A 19,339-nucleotide genomic window follows, 5' to 3' on the forward strand; every position below is an offset into this window, starting at 1 on the left:
GAACCCGTTGAATAAAAATCAACGGGTTCTTTTTATCGGTTTCCAATAAATAAAAGCCATATGATATTGATACGTATATTCATATGTGTCATTTATTTTCTTTACATGCTGTAAAATAATCTTCTCAGTTTCTAACTTGTCAATATCTTTAGAAAGTACCTTGGTCGAGTTCTTCTTGATGAGATCTTCGTACGTCTCATAGGTTATCGTTTTGGTTATAGGAACCAGCTTACAATCTGCGTAAATACCCAGTTCATATAAAATATTTAGTAAGTCAATATATTCCTTACGACGCCATTTAATCTCGTACCCAAGTTTTCTATGTAACTCTACGTAATGAGGCTTTTCTGGACCCGTTGACATGCCAATAACCGCCAAACGATTAGCCGAATCATTCATATTTAAGAGACCATCGACAATGTTATGCATACGGTAAAAACAGTTTATTCCTACTACCACGTCATAGTTATCTGTTAGACGCTCATACTCCCATTTACCTCCTATAAACTTTAGATTAGAGCGGGCATTTGATTGTTTTTGTAAGTAGCCGATGATGCTTGGCGAACAATCCATACACGTAAGTTCTTTTACATAATCCGCAATTGAAAACGTATAATTTCCCCACCCAGGGCCAATTTCCATGACAGAGTCACTTGGATTCAAAAAAGCAAGAAGTTCTTGCTGAAGCTGTTTCACTACAGGATCATTTTCTGAATCAAAAGACATTTTTTCTAGATATTGCTGCCAAAATTCATCTTCAGCTTTGTCATTTATCATCCGTTCCGATATTGAACCGTCCCATTCTTTCAGCCCTTCCTGCCACTTTTTCACACGATCACTTTCATACACCGCAAATTTTGTAAGCTGCATGCATTCACATTCCCCTCTTTTATACGTAAACCTATACTAACATAAAGAAAAAGAGAGTTCCTTTTTAAACTGGAACTCTCTTTTTCTATTAGTTAAATTAGGCTGCTGCCTCTTCCTCTGTGTGATGCTTCTCTTTTCTGGCATTGATATAAAACATTATCAATGAAAGAGTGATGAAGATTGCTGCAAAAATTCCAAGTACGCCAGCCTGATGCCATACATAGCCGAAATCATCACCAATTGAAATAATTTCACGGAAACCGCGAATTGCATAGGTCATAGGCAAGTATGGATTGATTGCCTGGAAGAATTCCGGCACAAGTGCTTTAGGGAATGTACCTGCACTGCCGCCAATTTGAAGCAGCAGAATAATAAAGGCTAAATACTGCCCTACTTTTCCTAACCCTGTTGTTAAGAACAAGATCAGTGTAAAGAACGTTACACCTGTAATCATGGTAAAGATATAGAAGTGCCAAATGCTTGTTACGTTTAAATGCAAGCCCCAAAGAAGAGCTGTAACAGCAATCGCTGCTTGCAGCATACCTACAATAGTGATGACACTAAACTTACTTAAGAACCACGAAATACCTGATGTCGGTCGAATTGATGGCTCTTTCATTGGGTACACCGCTGAAAACATTAATGTTCCCGCAAACAAGCCAATACATAAGATGTATGGAGCTAATCCGACACCGTACTTATCTACGTTGTTTTGTTTATCTGATTTTAAATCCGTTGGATTTGAAAACATGCTGTATGTTTTATCATCTGCTTTAACATCTTTTGCATCTTTTGCACCGTCCGCTAAAGATGAATGAAGCTCGCTTGTTCCATCTGATAATTTAGATGAACCGTCATATAGTTTGGATGAACCATTTGTTAACTCTTTAGAACCATTTGCTAATTTGGTTGCCCCGTTTTCTAGCTGCGTTAAACCATTTGCTAGCGCTGCACTTCCTTGTTCAGACTTCTTAAGCCCATCCACAAGTTGCTGCTGCCCGTCAGCAAGCTTTCCAGCCCCTGTATGAGCGTCAGCTATACCGCTGTTTAGCTCTGCAAATTTACTGTTGAACTGCTTTTCTCCGTCTGCTAGTTTAACAGCACCGTTATATACTTTCGTTTGTCCATCGTACAGCTGACTTTGTCCGTCAGCAATTTTATTAATTGCGCTTTGGATATCTTCTCCGCCTTTAGAAAGCTTTTGCAGCGCCGCAGATAACTCTTGCACTTTATCTACTTTTGCTTTTAGCTGCTCTGCTTTTTGCTGCTGTTCATCCATAAACTGCTGAGACGTCAGCTTTTTAATTCCTGCAATCAGCGTTTGTTTTTGCTCATCGGGAATGGATTCGTTGCTGTTAATGCTGTCAATGAGAGCTTGCTGCTGCTGTTCAAACTCCGCTTTTTTTGAATCTACCTGCTGTTTAATCTGCGTAATTTCCTGTTCCGCTTGATTAATTTGCTGCGTAACGCTGCTCACTTCAGCATCCACTTGGTTTAAGCCGCTCGTGAACTGCGGAAGCTTTCCTTGAAGTGTCTGTGTTCCATCATTAAGTTGTTTGGTTGCACTTTGTAGCTTTGACAACCCATCTCGAACACCAACAGCTCCAGTTTCTAATTGACTAGAAGCACTATATAATTGACTGCTTCCATTCTCTAGCTTCCCTAAACCGCTGTTTAGACTGCCTAAGTTTTCATTAATTGTGTCCGCACCGTTTAGTAGCTTAGCTGCACCAGCATTTAAATCTGTTGCTCCTTTTCGTGCATCCGTTAACCCGCTTGCTAATTTAGCTGTACCGTCTTCAAACGTAACCGTGCTGTCTGCTAGTTTCTTCATGTTATCTCGCAGCGTTTTCGAGCCATCTTCTAGCTCTCCTGCACCGTCACTTGCTTTTTGAAGACCGTCCGCTACTTGCTTAAAGCTGTCAAATACCGTTTCAGCATACTGCTTTGTGACTGCTTCTTTAATCTGATCATTGATTTTAGCTACTGCATTTGAGCTAATTTGAGCGCCTGAATAGTTCTTTCCGGCATTTGTATGGTAGATAAATTTCATTTTTTTAGGATTCTCATCCATTAATGTTGTTGCATTTTTGGAGAAATTCTTTGGAATTTCCAAAACTAAGTAGTAGTCCTCATTTTTTAAGCCTTCTAACGCTTTTTCTTTGTTCGTAAATTTCCAGTCAAATTTATCGTTTTTCTTTAAATCATCAACAAAATCACGACCAACATTCAATTTCTTTCCATCTAATGTAGCACCTTTATCTTCATTTACCACTGCAACTGGAATTTGATCTGTTTTTCCATATGGATCCCAGTAAGCAGATAAAAAGATGACATTATAAAGTAATGGAACAAATAACAATCCGCAAATCACAACAATAGTCATTGGTTTGGAAAAGATTTTTTTCCATTCTCCTTTAATCATATTCATGTTTTTTAGCCTCCAATAATCCTTACTTCCGCCTGACTGTTTGACCGAAAAACATTTTCGGTCATGAAGTTCTGATTAATGTTACCATATTCACAAGAATAAGGTCAATCGTTATTCTGTAATTAAAAGCTGATTTTAGCAGAAAGTTTAAAATCAGCTTTTTAAGATAACGTTCACACTAAATATCAGGCTTAAATCATGAGTTTCATTCGCATCGTTCTTAATAAATGCCCGTCAAATTCATCATCAAATTCATCCACAAGCTGGAAACCTTTTGATTGATAAAATGCACGGCCTATTCCGTTTTCCCTTTCTACGTTAATGTAAACGATTTTTAATTCCTTCGAGCGCTTCATTCCTTTTTCTAACAATTGCGAACCGATTCCTTTTCCTTGATAAGCAGGCAGTATATAGATAGATCCTAGTTCTATTTCCCCTCTGTTTTGTAGTCGGAAAAAGTTAGCGTATCCTACGATTTTCTCATCAATCGTTGCTACATAAATGAACGAATTACGCAAGCGCCACAGCAGCCTTTTATTGGAGTATGCTTCTGAAAGAAACCGATTCTGAACGCTTCTAGGAATAATTCCTTCATATGTATCATACCAACTCATCTTTGCGACGTATTGAACAGACGTAATATCTTCTTTTCTCATTTTGCGAATGATTACCTCCACTCACATCCCTCCTGACAATTTACTGCTAAAATCGTACATAATTTCACCTGAAAAATATAGTTATAAATATATATTTTTAATTGTAACGCTCTAGAAGCATTGATTGATTTTAGAACCTTATGTATAATCGAGATAGATACAAATTGAAAATGATTATCATTAACAGGAGTGCTGAATGATGAATTTAACTACCGTGAGTATTGGCGACAAAGTAAAAGTTAAAAACATTGAATTTTTAGATAGATCATTAGAACGCCGCCTTCTTTCTTTTGGAGTAAAAAAAGGCTGCGAACTATGCATGAAGCAAAAAACCATCTTAGGAGGACCTTGTATTATTGAATGTCAAGGTCAAATGATTAGCATCCGAAAACGCGATGCGGCCAAAATTGAGGTTGAGACAGCATGAGTACAATTGCACTTTTAGGAAATCCAAACACAGGAAAAACTTCTTTATTCAATATATTAACAGATTCCTATGAATACGTAGGAAACTGGAGCGGTGTAACCGTTGAAAAGAAAGTTGGATCTATTAAAAAGCAAAACAGCCAGCTGGTTGATTTGCCGGGTGTGTATGACTTTACTCCTCTTTCTTCAGATGAAGCAGTGGTAACTAACTTTTTGTTAACCGGAGAATTTAACAGTATGCTGAATATTGTAGACGCTTCTCAGTTTGAAAGAAGCATGCATCTCACTATTCAAGCATTGGAATATGGAAAGCCATTAGTAATCGGCTTAAATATGATTGATGTAGCGGAAAAACGCGGATTGACTTTTAATTTGGAGAAGCTTAGCAAATCATTACATATTCCGGTTTCAGCGATTATTGCCCGTAATGGAAAAGGAATTAATGAGCTGCTCTCTACTTTGAAGCAAGATTTAAAAGCCCCTTCATTTCAATTAAATTATGGGGAAACCGCTGAACAAGCAATTCATATGATTCAAACAAAAGCGGACGTCAGCAGATGGATTGCCATTCAATTCTTAGCGGAAAATAGCGTAATCGAATCAACATTAAAAGAAAAAACGAGTTACTCAGAGCTGCTTGAGCTTCGAAAAGCCGCTGCACAAAAAATAAACAAGCCGCTTAGTGAGCATTTCTTCGACGTGCGTACAGCATTTATTGAACGCATTTCGAGCGAGTGTATCATAAAGGGCAGCGAAACACCTTTAACTTTCACGGATCGAATCGATCGAATTGTGACGCATAAGTGGCTTGGTCTCCCTATTTTTCTTGGCTTAATGTATTTGATTTTTAATATTACGTTTACGTGGATTGGCGTTCCGCTTTCTGATAAACTGGACGGCTTCTTTGGCGGAACGCTTAGTGAAGGCGCTGATTCTCTTTTAAATGCAGCTGGTGCTGCTCCATTTATTCACGATTTAATTGTGGATGGCATTATTGCAGGAGTAGGCGGCGTACTAGTATTTGTACCACAAATTTTTGTCCTGTTCTTTTTCATTTCACTGCTTGAAGATTCAGGATACATGGCTAGAATCGCTGTAGTAATGGATCGTATAATGGAATTTTTCGGTTTGAACGGAAAAGCATTTATTCCGATGATTATTAGCTTTGGATGTAACGTACCGGGGATTATGGCCGCGCGTACAATTGAACAGCGAAAAGAGCGCCTTATGACCATTTTAGTCAATCCATTTATGAGCTGCTCAGCACGTCTTCCTGTATACGCTTTGTTTGTAGGTGCTTTTTTTGTGCAAAACGGAGCAGCTGTGGTGTTTTCTATGTACTTGCTTGGCATTATTTTAGCACTTGTTGTAACGAAAATTTTATCAGTAACGCTTCTTAAAGACGAACAATCAACTTTTATTGTTGAACTTCCTCCTTACCGCGTACCTCAAGCCAAGACTCTTTGGAGAAGCACGTGGGAAAAAGGCCGAAATTTCGTCCGAAAAGCAGGTACGGTTATTTTAGCTGGCTCTGTATTTATCTGGCTATCATCTTACGCTGGCCCTGGCGGTTTTGGAGTAGATATGGAAAATAGCTTTATGGCTATTATTGGAGGTGCTATCGCTCCTCTATTTATCCCTTTAGGTTTTGCGACATGGCAAGCTGTAGCATCACTGATTACAGGCTTCCTAGCGAAAGAAGTGGTTGTTTCAACTATGAGCATCATTTATAAAGTACAAGAAGGACAGCTTGGCGACACAATGAAGACATTCTTTACACCGCTAACAGCCTATACGTTTATGGTGTTTGTTCTTCTTTATGTTCCGTGTCTAGCAACCGTCGCTGTTATTCGACGAGAAACCGGCTCATTAAAATGGACAGCATTTGCTGTGGCCTACCCTTTGGTTGTCGCTTATCTCGTAGCTTTGCTTGTACACACTATTGGAAAAGTACTTGGTTTTTCTTAAAAGGAGTGAATAACATTGATTATTAACATTTTAATTGGGGTTTTGATTTTTGGGTATGCCCTTTATCATATGACAAAATTCTTCCGCAAGAGTACTCAGGGAAAATGTGCAAGCTGCGCACAGCAATCTTCTTGTGCAACGGATGATTGCGGTATTGACTGGGATAAAACGATTCAAGAGGCTCAAAATCAATCATCTTAATACATTAAAAAAGCATCCTGATAGACGGGATGCTTTTTTAATGTTACGCAACTAGTTTTAAAATGAGATGAGAAAGGACTTCCTTTTCCTCTTCACTGCTGACTTTCCATAACTCATGAAGGACTTTTTCTTCTCGGTTTCGAGGCTCCTCATTTTTGGCTAAATAGCTAGCCACTTTTTTTGTAGCAGCTGCTAATTGTTCCTCATTTAACCCGAGCTTTTTACCGACATGAACTTTTTGAGTTAAATAATCAGTAAACGTATCAAAATTCTGCAAAATTGCTTCTTTTTTCTCCGTCCCTAAATTATCTACCGTTTCTTCAATTTTATTCATGTCTTTTGTAGTTCCTTCATTCATTTGACTCACAGTTAACATCTCCTTCTTAGTGAATAGACTGATATGTTCTTTCACGCTCAAATTCTGGTTTTTCGTCCGGCGTCATCTTTTCCTTACTTATTTCAGAAGTTGCATCTTTCACTTTTTCACCAATTTGCTGTAAATCACTTTTAGCATCTTCTACCGTTGATTTTGCATCATGCGTAACGCTTTTCACATCTTCTGCTTGCTTAAAGAAATCTTCATTTACACGCTCGTACAAATGTTTGGCATCATTAATTGCATCTTTTAAAAGATTCGATGCATTTTTCATTTGCTGCACCATTTTTTCTTTTGTTTCTTGAGGGTTCTCTTTTACTTGATTAATCATGTTTGCAGAAGAGTCCTTTAATGTAACGGCTCTTCTTTTAACAGATGAGCGAGTTTTATTATCAAGTAATGTTATACATCCACCTACAACTGCCCCGACAACAACACCTTTTACTAGCTTGCTGCTGTAGCTTTTCCCCGTGGTGCTAACAGCAGCAGTGCTATTAGCTGTCTGTGGATTGTTATTAATTCCTACATCGTTGTTGATGCCTGCGCTGTTGCTTAAAGCAGGGTTTTGTAATTCAGATCGGTTTCTTTCCATTTTTACTGCCTCCTTTAGCATCGTTATTGAGTGATTTCCCATCTTTTTTTATATTTAAACAATTGAATTCGTTAAAAATAAAAAACATGACTAAAGGCCACCTTTTATATCTCACTAGTCAAGAATAACTATATAGTAAAAAAAGCTAAATTTTTTAATGGAAAGATACAAGCCGGATTTTTGTAAAAGGATTGTCAGCACCGGTATAATAAGAAGTACTGTAAAAGAAATTTTATACTATTGGTCATAGGGGTGAAACAATTGAGCCAGCTTAATAAGGAATTTAACTGTGAAAAAGAATTAACGCTTGCTATTATCGGCGGAAAATGGAAGATGCTGATACTATGGCACTTAGGACGTGAAGGAACAAAACGGTTCGGGGAACTAAAATCGCTTATTCCTGATATTACGCCGCGCATGCTGGTTAACCAGCTGCGGGAACTGGAAGAAGATCTAATTGTTAACCGTAAAGTTTATCCTGTCGTACCACCTAAAGTCGAATACTCACTTACAAAAGAAGGAGAAAGTTTAATGCCTATTTTAACAGCCATGTACGATTGGGGTAAAAATTACCGTGATACAGTGCTGGTCAATCAAGAACAAAAGGCAGAAACGTTAATTAAATGATGGAAACGAATCCTTCTATTCCATAGTTTTTATTTTTTTATGCGGATGATATTACTCAATATCATCCGCATTTTTAATGAAAATTAAGCGGTTACAAGACTGATATGTCCATTAGTATACTTCTGTATACTATCATTCCCCACACTATTTGTGGGAAAAGTGCGTACTTTTAAGAACCTCAAACTGCGGGTACAATAACTACACCAGCTGCTTTTTATGTAAAAAGGCACAAAAGGTATCTATAGATTTCTGTAAGGAGTGGAGTAGAATGGAATTACAATTAGCATTAGATCTTGTTAATATTTCTCAAGCAAAAGAGGTAGTAAAAGAAGTTGAAGAACATATTGATATCGTGGAAATCGGTACACCTGTTGTAATCAATGAAGGGCTTCGCGCCGTTAAAGAAATTAAAGAAGCATTTCCTAATTTAAAAGTATTAGCTGACCTAAAAATCATGGATGCAGCTGGTTATGAAGTACAGCAAGCTTCTCAAGCTGGAGCAGACATCATTACCATCTTAGGTGTGGCTGAAGATATGTCAATTAAAGGTGCAGTTGAAGAAGCGAAAAAACAAGGTAAAAAAATTCTAGTCGATATGATTGGTGTAAAAGATATTAAAGGACGCGCAAAAGAGCTAGACGAATTTGGCGTTGACTATATCTGCGTACACACAGGATACGATCTTCAAGCAGTTGGTCAAAACTCTTTTGAAGATTTAGTAACAATCAAAAGCGTTGTAAAAAATGCAAAAACAGCCGTTGCTGGCGGCATTAAATTAGAATCTTTACCTGAAGTAGTAAAAGCACAGCCTGATCTTGTTATCGTTGGCGGAGGCATCACGAGCCAAGATGATAAAAAATCAGTTGCTTCTCAAATGAAAGAGCTTATTACAAATTAAGGAGCTTTCTATGCAGACGAGCGAACATTTAAAAACGGTTATGAATGAGCTTTTACAAACAACAGCTCTAATCGCTGACGATGAAGCTGAACAGCTTGTAAATGGCATCATCTCATCTAAAAAAGTGTTTGTCACAGGAGCAGGCCGTTCAGGTCTTATGGGCAAGTCGTTTGCTATGCGTATGATGCATATGGGCATTGATGCTTATGTCATTGGAGAAACCGTGACGTCCACTTTCACGCAGGATGATTTATTAATCATCGGATCAGGTTCTGGCGAAACGAAGAGCTTGATTCCTATTGCTCAAAAAGCAAAAGAACTTGGAGGAAAAGTTGGAGTAGTCACGATTTCCCCCGATTCCACGCTTGGCAAGCTGGCTGACTTCATCGTGAAGCTGCCCGGCGCTCCGAAGGACCAAGAACAAAGCAGTTATCAAACCGTACAGCCTATGGCGTCACTGTTTGAACAAACGCTTCTTCTTTTTTACGATGCGCTGATTCTTCGCTTCATGGAGAAGAAAGAACTTGATACTCATACGATGTACGGAAAGCATGCAAATTTAGAGTAGAAAAAGGTCTTGCCTAGGCAAGACCTTTTTTGTTTTGGAACTTTCTATATAACCAAATATTCACTTATCAGATAACTAAATGTACTTTATCATTATTTATTTTTTCAAAAGCCCTATTCGAATTTTGCTGCATCTCCATAAAACGGCTGCTCTGCAACTTTAATCGAGTCTGTTGGACACCCTTCGTACGCTTCCATCATATCATCTTGCTGATGTTCAGGAACTTCTTTTGTTCCTTCGTTGTTATCTAATACGGCATAAGCAAGACCTTCTGAATCATAATCATAAAGATCTGGCGCACTCCCTCCACATGCTCCGCAAGCAATACATGTTTCCTTCTCTACTATCGTAAAAGCCATAAAAAAACCTCCTTGACCTTTTCACTTTCTCTTTCAGAAAGTTACGTTCAGTATAAGGAGGTTTTTTTAAATTCGTCTTAAATTATTTACTGAGATTCCCCAATATTCTCAAACATCTCATCTACATTTGGCTTTTTCTTAATTAACCCTGACTCTTTTAACCAGTTAACATTTGATTGCCATGATTCTTTCGTTTGACTGCCGAATCCTTGTTCAGACTTCATTTTTGGAAGTAAGATATTCAAACTTTTTGTTTCCACATCTTTTTCAAGCGGGAAGTTTGATTTATCTTGATTATCTAACAAAATTTGAAGTGATTCTTTTGGATGTTTCTCCGTGTATTCATACCCTTTTGTCGCGGCACGCCAAAACGCTTTAATCGTATCAGAATCTTTTGCCCACGTTTGATCCCCTGTAACGGCCACTAGCTCGTAATAAGATGGCACGCCGTAATCTGACGGATCAATGTCAACCGTTTTGTATCCTTTTTTGTGAAGCAATGGTACTTCGTGGTTAATATACGCACCTATTACAGCATCTACTTTTTTGCTAATCAGTGATGAATTTAACTCAAACCCTACGTCTACTAGTTTTACTTTATTCGGATCTCCTCCATCGCTTTTCACCATTTTCTTTAGAACAGATTCACTTAATGGTGTTCCGCTGTATCCTACTACTTTTCCTTCTAAATCTTTAGGACGCTTAATACCGCTATCTTTCAATGCCACAACCCGGTTTAGCGGAGATCTTACAATCGCTCCTACCGACTTTACCGGCACATCTTCATTTGCTCGTGCCATTGCTACATCAGGCTGATAGTAAAGGCCAAGCGTGACTTTCCTTGCAGCTGCTAAATTAAGCGAGTCTGTTGGATTAGCAGGAAATTGTACTTTTACATTCAGCCCTTCTTTTTTGAAATATCCTTTTTCTTGTGCAGCGTAAATGAAGCTGTGCACTGCATTTGGATACCAATCAAGCATAATTGTAACGTCTTTTAATTTTTTACTGTCACCAGCTTTATTTTCCTTGTCCTGACCGCAAGCAGCGAGCATCAAAACAAGCAGCAGGCTTAAGCTAATCGCAAACCATTTTTTCATTCTGTTTTCCTCCACTTTAATGAACGTTTTTCGAAACCTACTACAATAATAAAAAATAAAATACCAAGCGCGGATAAAATCACAATTGGTGCAAATACACCAGCTGCATCAAACTGTGTCATCATGCGACGACTGAAATATCCTAAGCCTGCTTGCGCACCCAACCATTCCCCAATGGCAGCACCTATTATACTAAAGGTAACCGCTACTTTGAGTCCCGAATAAAAATGAGGCAGTGCAGAAGGAATGTTCAACTTAAAGAAAATATCTTTTTTTGTTGCTCCCATCGTTAACATGAGTTCTTTTAACTCTTTGTTTGTAGAACGAAGACCGTCAAATGTGCTAACGGTAATGGGAAAAAACGTAATTAATACGGTCACAATCACTTTGCTCCAAATGGAGTAGCCAAACCACAGCACAAATACAGGAGCAATGGCAATGGTCGGAATCATTTGTGACGCAATAATAAGCGGATAAAAAGCACGCTCAATAAGCGGACTCCAATTCATCCACACAGCCAGCAGAACCCCTAGCACAACGGATATTACAAGCCCAATTACGACAATAGATAACGTAGCTGGTAAATGCTTAAACAATAAATCCATTCGCAGCTCCCAAAGCTTCGTTAAAATACCGCTGGGCGTTGGTAAAATAAACGGATAGTTTACAATGCGTGCTCCAATTTCCCAAGCAGCCAGCAAAATGACTACTAAAATCACTGAAGCCCCGTACTTTTTCATGTGTTCACCTTCGATCTTAGCTGTTCAATTAAATAATCTTTCACATCAAGCACTCGCTGTTGATTCAGATCTTTTTGCGTTCGAGGTCTGCTAAGCGGCACTTGAATTTCTTCAAGACAACTTACTGGCTTGTCTGAAAAGATAAAAATGCGATCTGATAAAAAAAGCGCTTCATTGACGTCATGAGTGATAAATAAGATGCTATGCTTACGCTTTTGCCATTGGTCAAGCAGCCATTCCTGCATCGATAAACGTGTGATTGCATCAAGTGCACTAAAAGGCTCATCTAAAAGCAGTACGTTAGAACCGCTTAATACCGTCCGAAGAAAAGAAACGCGCTGCTTCATCCCTCCGGATAAATCACTTGGAAAACGGTTTTCATACCCTTTTAGGCCAAACTCTTCAAGCAGCTGAGACACTTGCTTATGAGCACTTGCTTTTGATACATTGTGAAGCTCAAGAGGCAGTGCTGCATTGTCTAGAATCGTACGCCACGGAAGCAGCAAATCTTGCTGCGGCATATAGCCTACTTTTCCTAGTCGCTTTTCATAAGACTTTCCGTTAATCACGATATCGCCTTCACTCTGCTGTTCAAGACCTGTAATGAGACGAAACAACGTACTTTTCCCAGAGCCGCTCGCTCCAACGATACTGACAAACTCGCCTTCTTTCACGTCTAAGTTTAATGATTTTAAAATCGCTTGATCACCGTTCTTGTACGTAAAACTGACGTTTTGAAAAGATAACACAGACCTATTCATGAATTGGCCACATCGCTTCGTTATAAGCCATATCCCAGAACATATACTCAAAACGCGTCGTATTCAAGAAAATTTCTTCAAGCTTTTCTAATTCCACTTCTGATTTATCTTCAGTAAGTGAGTCAAATAAATTGATACACCATGTCGCCAGTTCTCCAAATTCTTCTGAGCTGTACATTTCAATCCACTCACGGTAAAACTCATTGTTAGCTCCAGGCTTTTCACTAAGTTCTTTTCCTATTTCCCAGTAGCTCCACATACAAGGCAAAAGAGCGGCTACTAATTCAGCTAATGTTCCACTTTGACCAACGTGCAGCATATAGTGCGTGTATGCAAGCGTTGTAGGAGATGGCTGCGCTTTTTCTAATTCTTTTTCGCTGATTTCAAATTTCTTGGCATACTCACGGTGCAGACTCATTTCTTCGTTTAATGTAGAATCTAAAAGAGCTGCAAATTTCCCCATCGTTTGAAGATCGGTAGCTTTCATGGCTCCAATCGCAAATAATTTGGCATAATCAATTAGGTAAAGGTAATCTTGAATCATGTAGAAGCGAAACTTCTCCTTTTCAAGCGTTCCATCTCCCATCCCCTGTACGAAGGGATGATTATGATTTTGACGCCAAATAGGCTGCAGCTTTTCGTATAATCGTTCACTAAATTTCATGATGATCACTCCTTATGCGTATGCAGCCACGTATAAATGAACTGCACTATCACTTTTGTATATTGAACAAGCTGATTAATATCTAATTGTTCGTTCACAGCATGTGCATTTGCTAAATTTCCCGGACCGTAAATAGCGGCGGGAATTCCCGCATCAGCTAGCCATCCCCCGTCTGTTACGCTAGTTGACACATCAATTGGAGGCTTTTTCCCTTCCATTTGTTCATGAGTATTTGCAAGCAGCTGCACTCCTGCATGATTTTCATCAATTTCTAATGACGGAAAGATTTCTCCTCTGTCTTCAATCATTGATGTGCCTCCCCATTCAAAGGTTGGCAGATTATCTTTTAACCATGGATCTGCTTTTGCAATAGCTATAATATATTCTTCCACTTCTTTTGATACTTGGTCGTACGATTCATTAGGATAATAGTGAACGGTGATCCACAGCCTGCATTCATCTGCAATAAAAGCAGCATGTCTTCCGCCTTCGATTACTGCTGGATTAATCGTATTTGTCCCTGGCAAAAATCCTGGATAGCTCTTTGTAACAGCCCAGTGACGCTCCAATTCTTGTAGCCCTCCGATCACTTTTGCCATCTTTTCAATAGCGCTTGCGGCTAACAGCCCTCCTCCAGCATGAATCATACTTCGGCGTGTACCGTCATGATAGGTTTTACTGCTTTTTATCGTAATCCATCCCGTGATCACTCCGCCTTGACCTTGAATATGTAAATCACTTGTATCGACTACAAGCGCAAAATCAGCTGTATACCCTTTCTGACAGCATTGCAGCGTACCTGCCTCTCCTACTTCTTCTCCTACAACGGATTCAAAAATCAAGTCTCCTGGCAGCTCGATTCCTGCTTCTGTTAAAAGCTGCACAGCAAATAATGCTCCCGCCAAACCGCCTTTCATATCAGCAACTCCGCGTCCAATTATCATATTGTCTTTCACAACAGCTTCAAACGGATTGGTTTCCCAATTTTCATTTTCTTGTACCTCAGCAACATCCATATGGCCGTTAATAATCAAGCTTTGATAGTCAGCCGATTTTTGTCCTTTTAACGTTCCCACTACGATAGGGTCGTTAGAATATAAGTCCCACATATCAATGGAAAAACCGCAGTTTTTAAGAAAATCCGCTACGTACAGCTGCGCTTCATGAGAATTTCGTGCAGGAGGCGCTGGCGTTTTATACGAAACAAGCGTTGTTAATAACTGGATTAACTCTCCTTTGCGCTCCTCTACCTGTTTGACAAGCAAATCAATTGTTTCTTTCATGTATGACACCTTCCTTTACGCATAAAAAAAACACTTCTTTCGCAGGAAAGAAGTGTTTTTGTTTATGTACACAAAATTATTATAACGAGTTCGTAAGGAAATCCCATACAAAACATCCATTACAATACCTCTTTCCTACGCTAGTATTACCTAGTTCAGGTTATAAGGGTTAAGACTTATCGTCTCTCTCAGCTTCGAAAGCACCCCTAGTGGTGTTGTATCTCTATGAAATTAATCTATTATCATATGTTTACCTGTAATAGTTTTATCATAGTAAAGCGTTTTATTCAATAGAAAGGTTCATGATATGGTAATGAAAATAGTTTCCTTTTTAGTAGTAAAAGAAAAAGCACACACCTTTTTCATGCAGTGTGTGCTCTTTGTTTTTGTGACATTACTAGTTAGCTATTGGCTTCTTTAAAAATATACCGTTTTTTTCATTCAGACAGTAATAAGCTCAAGCTTTTGCCCAGGTCTCACTAATGAAAGCAGCTCATGATCTTCTTCTATTACATACCCAATCACATTCACATTAGCATTTGCAGGCAAATTCCTTTTAGCTATTTGAACCTCTCCTCTGTAACGTCCGTAGCCATCATTGTCCATTGTAATTGCTCCGATTCCGCGCTCGACTGTATGATATGGCGGCACTGGTTCTACAGATCGTGTATCCACCAAACGCAGAACGTCTCTTGATATATCCGGACGCACGCTGTACGTTCCCTGTATATGAGGTGAACGAATGCGTAGCGGAATAATGCGGTTTTCTTGATATTGAACTAAACGTTTTAATAAACTTGAACTGGCGTATGGATCTCCAATATAAACCTCCGTTACTCCGCATCCGTATAAATCTACTGCAGAGGTAAAAGGACATTTATTACGGTCTTTTTCTCTAGTAGGAAGACCTTGATAAATAGGACCTCTTTTTTCGCCTTCTCCAGGAATATAAGCACACACTGGAACACGAAGTTCATTGAATAAATCTGTCTGCTGTTGAAAAAACGTTTCTTCAAGCCCTGTTTCAGGCCGCGGATAAAAATTATGCCAAGCAAGCAGCTGATGATGATGAAGGCCTGCAGATAACAGCGCTTCTATTTCTAGTTTTGACACTGTACTTGCATTAAGGGCAATATAAAACTCATCCGCAAGTAAAATCGTTTCTTCTACGCTAAAGCCATCGTCTAGTCTAATACCAGATACGCCAAGTGAAGATAGAGTCATAAGGCTTTCGATACCTAAATGAACCGGTGTATGCTTAGATACATCTGCATACACGCTTATTCCACAATCTCTAGCCACATGAAGCAATTCTTTTGCCCGTTCAGCCAAATCTCCTTTTTCCTCTGGAATGTGAAGTGAAGTGAATGCGCGTGTAACGCCGCATTCACTCGCTTCTACTAATCTTTGTTTGGCATCTCTATCGTTCAAATAAAACGAAATGCCAATCATTCAAACTCCCTCGCCATTTCATCGTTAAATCCAAAGAAATAGGTACAAATAAAGCCTGCTGCGTAAGCAATAACTAATCCAAGTAAATAAAGAAGAATTTGATGCGCATGAACTAAAAACGTAAGCGGCAAACCCGATACTCCCACTGCTACAGTTGCAATATGGAAGTGCGCCTGAAACGCTCCGCCGATTCCAGCTCCAAGACAAGCGGTTAAAAATGGACGCCCTAAAGGAAGTGTGACTCCAAAAATAAGCGGCTCTCCGATTCCCAGCAGCCCTGAAGGAAGTGCGCCTCCAATTGCTCGCTTTAAGCGTTTTTTCTTTGTTTTGATATAAATAGCAAAAGCTGCACCAACCTGACCGGCTCCGCCCATTGCTAGTATAGGAAGAAGCGGATCATCTCCAATCGAATTAATAAGCTCTAAATGGACCGGAGTAAGACCTTGATGCAGTCCTGTAATAACGAGCGGCAAAAACGTTGCCCCTAAAACAAAGCCTGCTACAACTCCTCCAACCTCTAAAACTCCTAAAAGACCTTTTGTGATTCCATCTGAAATGAAGCCGCCGATTGGCATGAATACCACATACGTAATAATTCCTGTAATTAACACCGTAACGGTTGGTGTAATAATAATATCCAGTGACTGTGGGACAAATTTACGTACTCGTTTTTCTAACACGGCCATAAAGATTGCTGCAAGCAGCACTCCTATTAAGCCCCCACGCCCCGGCAAAAGTGCTTCACTAAAAAGTTTAATATCAGCTACGGCAGGATTAATGACTAAAATGCCTGCTAAGCCTCCTAGAGCTGGCGAACCACCAAATTCTTTTGCTGCATTAATACCTACTAAAATACCCAGATAGGCAAATAAACCGCTTCCGATAACGGTTAAAAGAATAGCAATCTGTGAATCTGCCGGAAGCCACTTCGCCTGCACAGCTGCTTTTGTCACTCCGGTAATAAGTCCAGATGCTACAAGAGCAGGTATCAACGGAATAAAAATACTTGCAATTCGGCGAAGCAACAGCTTAAACGGAGTTGCATTTTTTTCTTTCAGCTCCGATTTCCGCTGTGCTGCACGATCTTCTAAGTTAATACCGCCGGATTCATCAATTAACTTTCCAAATTCTTCTGTTACTTTGTTCACTTTGCCCGGCCCAATAATGATTTGCAGCGTTTCTTCTTCCACTAATCCGAGCACGCCTTCAAGTTTTCGTATATCTGCCTTTTTAACAATTGAATCATCTTTTATAGTCACACGCAGCCGCGTCATACAATGCGTATACGCTTCAATATTGGATGCTCCCCCAAGCATCTCCAAAACAGCCTTTGCTAATTGATGATTATCTAAAGACATGTTAATCCCCCTTTGTATTTTCCTCTTAGATGGATACGCCACTGAGGAAACAGACCACAAAATCCCCTTTTTTGTAATCGTTTTCTTTTTTTTATTTCTTATCTTTCAAAAACTGAATGGCATCTCTTGTTTTGTCAATATACTCAATCGTCTGGTCGTACTGCTGCGCTGCAATACTTAAAAATAAAACATCAATCACATAAAGCTGGGCTAAACGAGACGATGTTGCTGCGCTTCGAAACGGCGCTTCTTGAGAATAAGACGTATACAAACAAATATCTGCTAAAGACGAAACGGTAGACTGTCCGTACTTAGTTAAGCTAATCGTCTTTACTCCGCGATTTTTAGCTAAAGATAAGACGTTGCTTACTTCAGGAGTCTCTCCTGAAAAAGAAATACCCACAACTACATCGTCTTTACTTGCATTTGCGATGAGTGTAGCTGCTAAATGGCTATCCGCAAAAGCCGTCGCATTTTTATTAATTCGAAGAAATTTTTGCTGCGCATCTATAGCAATAATATGTGAAGCACCAATTCCGAAAAAATGAATGTTTTTTGCTCCAATCAGCGCCAAAACAGCTCGCTCTACTTCTTTATAATTCACAAGCTCAGCCGTATCACTTAGACTTTGAATGCTGTTGCTTGCTGTTTTTTTGACAATAGATTGAATCGTTTCGTTTGTTTCAATATCGCGGTATCCTTGTTCTGTATCTTTAGCTAAATCACCTGCTACTCTTACCTTTAATTCTTGAAAGCCGCTAACCCCGATAGATTTACACAAACGAATAACAGCGGCACTGCTCGCATTCGCTAGTCTTCCTAGTTCCCCAGCCGTACTGTTTACCACAGTATGCGGGTTGTTTAAAATATATTCAGCAATTTTCCTCTCCGAATCCGGAAGCTTAGCCACCGTGTTTTTAATCATTGTTAATCCGCCTGTTGACATCGTTTCTCTCCTTTATACGTAATGTTCAATCGCTTTTCTCACATAACCCCCCGCATTATTCAGTAACGTCTTTGCGGTATCGTAATTTTCATTTGTTTTGATCATAACCACTGCTGTTTTTACCTCATTATTTGCTTCTTCAAGCGTTTGACTTGCTTGCTCATAAGAAACACCTGTAATTTTACAAATAATACCTATCGCTCGTTCCTTAAGCTTTTCATTACTCACATGAACATCTATCATTAAGTTTTCATACGCTTTTCCTACTTTGATCATAGCCGCGGTAGAAATCATGTTGAGAATCATTTTATGAGCGCTTGCTGCTTTTAACCTTGTGGAACCTGTTAGCACTTCTGGACCTACTACTACCTCGATGCTATGATCTGCTTCTTTTCCAATAAGTGAATTACCATTGCAAGACAGCGCCACTGTTTTAGCTTTTACAGATTTTGCATATTTCAATGCACCAATCACATAAGGCGTACGTCCGCTTGCAGCAATTCCAATGACTGTGTCTCGTTCATTTAAATGTATTTTTTGTAAATCTGCTGCTCCCAATTCTTCTTTATCTTCTGCACCTTCAACTGCTTTCACAAATGCTTTTTCTCCTCCAGCCATCAGTCCCTGTACCTGATTGGGATTGGTACTGAAAGTAGGCGGGCATTCAACAGCATCCAATACTCCCAGCCGTCCGCTTGTTCCTGCTCCGACATAAATAAGCCGCCCTTCCTTTTGAAACGATTCGCTTACAAACTCAACTGCTACCTCTACGTCTGGAAGTACCTCTTGCACAGCCAGCGCCACTTTTTGATCTTCTTTATTCATTACGTTTAAAATTTCTTTTGTACTAGCCGTATCTATCTTCATGGTCTGCTCGTTTTGAGACTCTGTTGTTAATAACGTAAGCTGTTCATTCATCTTTTCGGCTCCTTTTTCATCATGTAGTGAAGTTATGGTTATTATAATTCGTTTAAAATATAATTTCAATTATTTATTTTATTTTTTAAAATTATATTTTAAAACAACATAAAAAAAGATTTCAGGCATATAGCTGAAATCCTTTTTT

The 19,339-nt window shown here is 39.2% G+C and carries 21 protein-coding genes and 1 riboswitch; of the genes, 6 read left to right on the forward strand and 15 right to left on the reverse strand.

Annotated features, from left to right (window positions below):
* Positions 1-18: 18 nt before the first annotated feature.
* The 3 genes from ACH6EI_RS19950 to ACH6EI_RS19960 form a co-directional block, all read right to left on the reverse strand.
* Positions 19-870, reverse strand: a complete 852-nt coding sequence (locus ACH6EI_RS19950; RefSeq protein WP_108674400.1) for a class I SAM-dependent methyltransferase — start codon at positions 868-870, stop codon at positions 19-21.
* Positions 871-967: 97 nt separating this feature from the next.
* Positions 968-3,301 (reverse strand): YhgE/Pip domain-containing protein, encoded by a 2,334-nt coding sequence (locus ACH6EI_RS19955; RefSeq protein ID WP_108674399.1) that lies wholly within the window; start codon positions 3,299-3,301, stop codon positions 968-970.
* Between the two features lie 191 nt (positions 3,302-3,492).
* Complete coding sequence (locus ACH6EI_RS19960; protein ID WP_013081920.1) at positions 3,493-3,978, reverse strand: GNAT family N-acetyltransferase; 486 nt, start codon at positions 3,976-3,978, stop codon at positions 3,493-3,495.
* 178 nt (positions 3,979-4,156) lie between these two features.
* Between ACH6EI_RS19960 and ACH6EI_RS19965 the strand changes: the two genes are divergently transcribed.
* Genes ACH6EI_RS19965 through ACH6EI_RS19975 form a run of 3 tightly spaced genes read left to right on the forward strand, consistent with a single transcriptional unit; the run spans position 4,157 to position 6,552 of the window.
* Positions 4,157-4,384, forward strand: coding sequence for a FeoA family protein (locus ACH6EI_RS19965; RefSeq protein WP_025749730.1), 228 nt, complete (start codon positions 4,157-4,159; stop codon positions 4,382-4,384).
* Positions 4,381-6,351, forward strand: a complete 1,971-nt coding sequence (gene feoB, locus ACH6EI_RS19970) for a ferrous iron transport protein B (protein ID WP_098113719.1) — start codon at positions 4,381-4,383, stop codon at positions 6,349-6,351. The genes ACH6EI_RS19965 and feoB overlap by 4 nt, the downstream gene beginning before the upstream one ends.
* Before the next feature lie 15 nt (positions 6,352-6,366).
* Positions 6,367-6,552: a FeoB-associated Cys-rich membrane protein gene (locus tag ACH6EI_RS19975; RefSeq protein ID WP_013081918.1), complete on the forward strand. Its 186-nt coding sequence runs from the start codon at positions 6,367-6,369 to the stop codon at positions 6,550-6,552.
* Positions 6,553-6,595: 43 nt separating this feature from the next.
* Here the strand turns inward: ACH6EI_RS19975 and ACH6EI_RS19980 are convergent, their stop codons facing one another.
* Together ACH6EI_RS19980 and ACH6EI_RS19985 are read right to left on the reverse strand one after the other, a co-directional pair.
* A complete protein-coding gene (locus tag ACH6EI_RS19980; RefSeq protein WP_013081917.1) occupies positions 6,596-6,919 on the reverse strand; it encodes a DUF3243 domain-containing protein in 324 nt (107 codons plus the stop codon).
* 16 nt (positions 6,920-6,935) lie between these two features.
* Positions 6,936-7,520 (reverse strand): hypothetical protein, encoded by a 585-nt coding sequence (locus ACH6EI_RS19985; protein ID WP_108674398.1) that lies wholly within the window; start codon positions 7,518-7,520, stop codon positions 6,936-6,938.
* 261 nt (positions 7,521-7,781) lie between these two features.
* On the opposite strand from ACH6EI_RS19985, the gene hxlR reads away from it, so the two are divergent.
* From hxlR to hxlB, 3 genes are all read left to right on the forward strand, one after another.
* Positions 7,782-8,147: a transcriptional activator HxlR gene (gene hxlR / locus ACH6EI_RS19990; RefSeq protein ID WP_028412158.1), complete on the forward strand. Its 366-nt coding sequence runs from the start codon at positions 7,782-7,784 to the stop codon at positions 8,145-8,147.
* Positions 8,148-8,415: 268 nt separating this feature from the next.
* Complete coding sequence (hxlA, locus tag ACH6EI_RS19995; protein WP_013055599.1) at positions 8,416-9,045, forward strand: 3-hexulose-6-phosphate synthase; 630 nt, start codon at positions 8,416-8,418, stop codon at positions 9,043-9,045.
* A gap of 10 nt (positions 9,046-9,055) precedes the next feature.
* Positions 9,056-9,613 (forward strand): 6-phospho-3-hexuloisomerase, encoded by a 558-nt coding sequence (hxlB, locus tag ACH6EI_RS20000; protein WP_013055598.1) that lies wholly within the window; start codon positions 9,056-9,058, stop codon positions 9,611-9,613.
* A gap of 113 nt (positions 9,614-9,726) precedes the next feature.
* On the opposite strand, the gene ACH6EI_RS20005 is transcribed toward hxlB, so the two are convergent.
* The 10 genes from ACH6EI_RS20005 to murQ form a co-directional block, all read right to left on the reverse strand.
* Complete coding sequence (locus ACH6EI_RS20005; protein ID WP_108674397.1) at positions 9,727-9,972, reverse strand: ferredoxin; 246 nt, start codon at positions 9,970-9,972, stop codon at positions 9,727-9,729.
* An 86-nt stretch (positions 9,973-10,058) separates the two neighbouring features.
* The gene (locus ACH6EI_RS20010; RefSeq protein ID WP_397377877.1) at positions 10,059-11,069 is read right to left on the reverse strand and encodes an ABC transporter substrate-binding protein; all 1,011 of its coding nucleotides are present in this window, start codon (positions 11,067-11,069) and stop codon (positions 10,059-10,061) included.
* Entirely contained in the window at positions 11,066-11,809 is a 744-nt protein-coding gene (locus ACH6EI_RS20015) for an ABC transporter permease (protein ID WP_028412155.1), read from the reverse strand. The genes ACH6EI_RS20010 and ACH6EI_RS20015 overlap by 4 nt, the downstream gene beginning before the upstream one ends.
* Complete coding sequence (locus tag ACH6EI_RS20020; protein WP_028412154.1) at positions 11,806-12,570, reverse strand: ABC transporter ATP-binding protein; 765 nt, start codon at positions 12,568-12,570, stop codon at positions 11,806-11,808. The genes ACH6EI_RS20015 and ACH6EI_RS20020 overlap by 4 nt, the downstream gene beginning before the upstream one ends.
* Complete coding sequence (tenA, locus tag ACH6EI_RS20025; protein ID WP_028412153.1) at positions 12,563-13,234, reverse strand: thiaminase II; 672 nt, start codon at positions 13,232-13,234, stop codon at positions 12,563-12,565. The genes ACH6EI_RS20020 and tenA overlap by 8 nt, the downstream gene beginning before the upstream one ends.
* 5 nt (positions 13,235-13,239) lie before the next feature.
* A complete protein-coding gene (locus ACH6EI_RS20030) occupies positions 13,240-14,517 on the reverse strand; it encodes an acetylornithine deacetylase (RefSeq protein ID WP_028412152.1) in 1,278 nt (425 codons plus the stop codon).
* A 115-nt stretch (positions 14,518-14,632) separates the two neighbouring features.
* Positions 14,633-14,735, reverse strand: a riboswitch (TPP riboswitch).
* Positions 14,736-14,958: 223 nt separating this feature from the next.
* Positions 14,959-15,969, reverse strand: coding sequence for a MupG family TIM beta-alpha barrel fold protein (locus ACH6EI_RS20035; protein ID WP_098999786.1), 1,011 nt, complete (start codon positions 15,967-15,969; stop codon positions 14,959-14,961).
* Positions 15,966-17,327, reverse strand: a complete 1,362-nt coding sequence (locus ACH6EI_RS20040; RefSeq protein ID WP_098999787.1) for a PTS transporter subunit EIIC — start codon at positions 17,325-17,327, stop codon at positions 15,966-15,968. Before ACH6EI_RS20040 ends, ACH6EI_RS20035 begins: the two co-directional genes overlap by 4 nt.
* A 91-nt stretch (positions 17,328-17,418) precedes the next feature.
* Positions 17,419-18,273 (reverse strand): MurR/RpiR family transcriptional regulator, encoded by an 855-nt coding sequence (locus tag ACH6EI_RS20045; RefSeq protein WP_033578150.1) that lies wholly within the window; start codon positions 18,271-18,273, stop codon positions 17,419-17,421.
* A gap of 12 nt (positions 18,274-18,285) precedes the next feature.
* Complete coding sequence (gene murQ / locus ACH6EI_RS20050; protein ID WP_098999788.1) at positions 18,286-19,191, reverse strand: N-acetylmuramic acid 6-phosphate etherase; 906 nt, start codon at positions 19,189-19,191, stop codon at positions 18,286-18,288.
* Positions 19,192-19,339 lie beyond the last annotated feature (148 nt).

It is taken from the genome of Priestia sp. JSM ZJ58 (assembly GCF_044383985.1).
In the GTDB taxonomy this organism is placed as follows: Bacteria; Bacillota; Bacilli; order Bacillales; family Bacillaceae_H; genus Priestia; species Priestia zanthoxyli.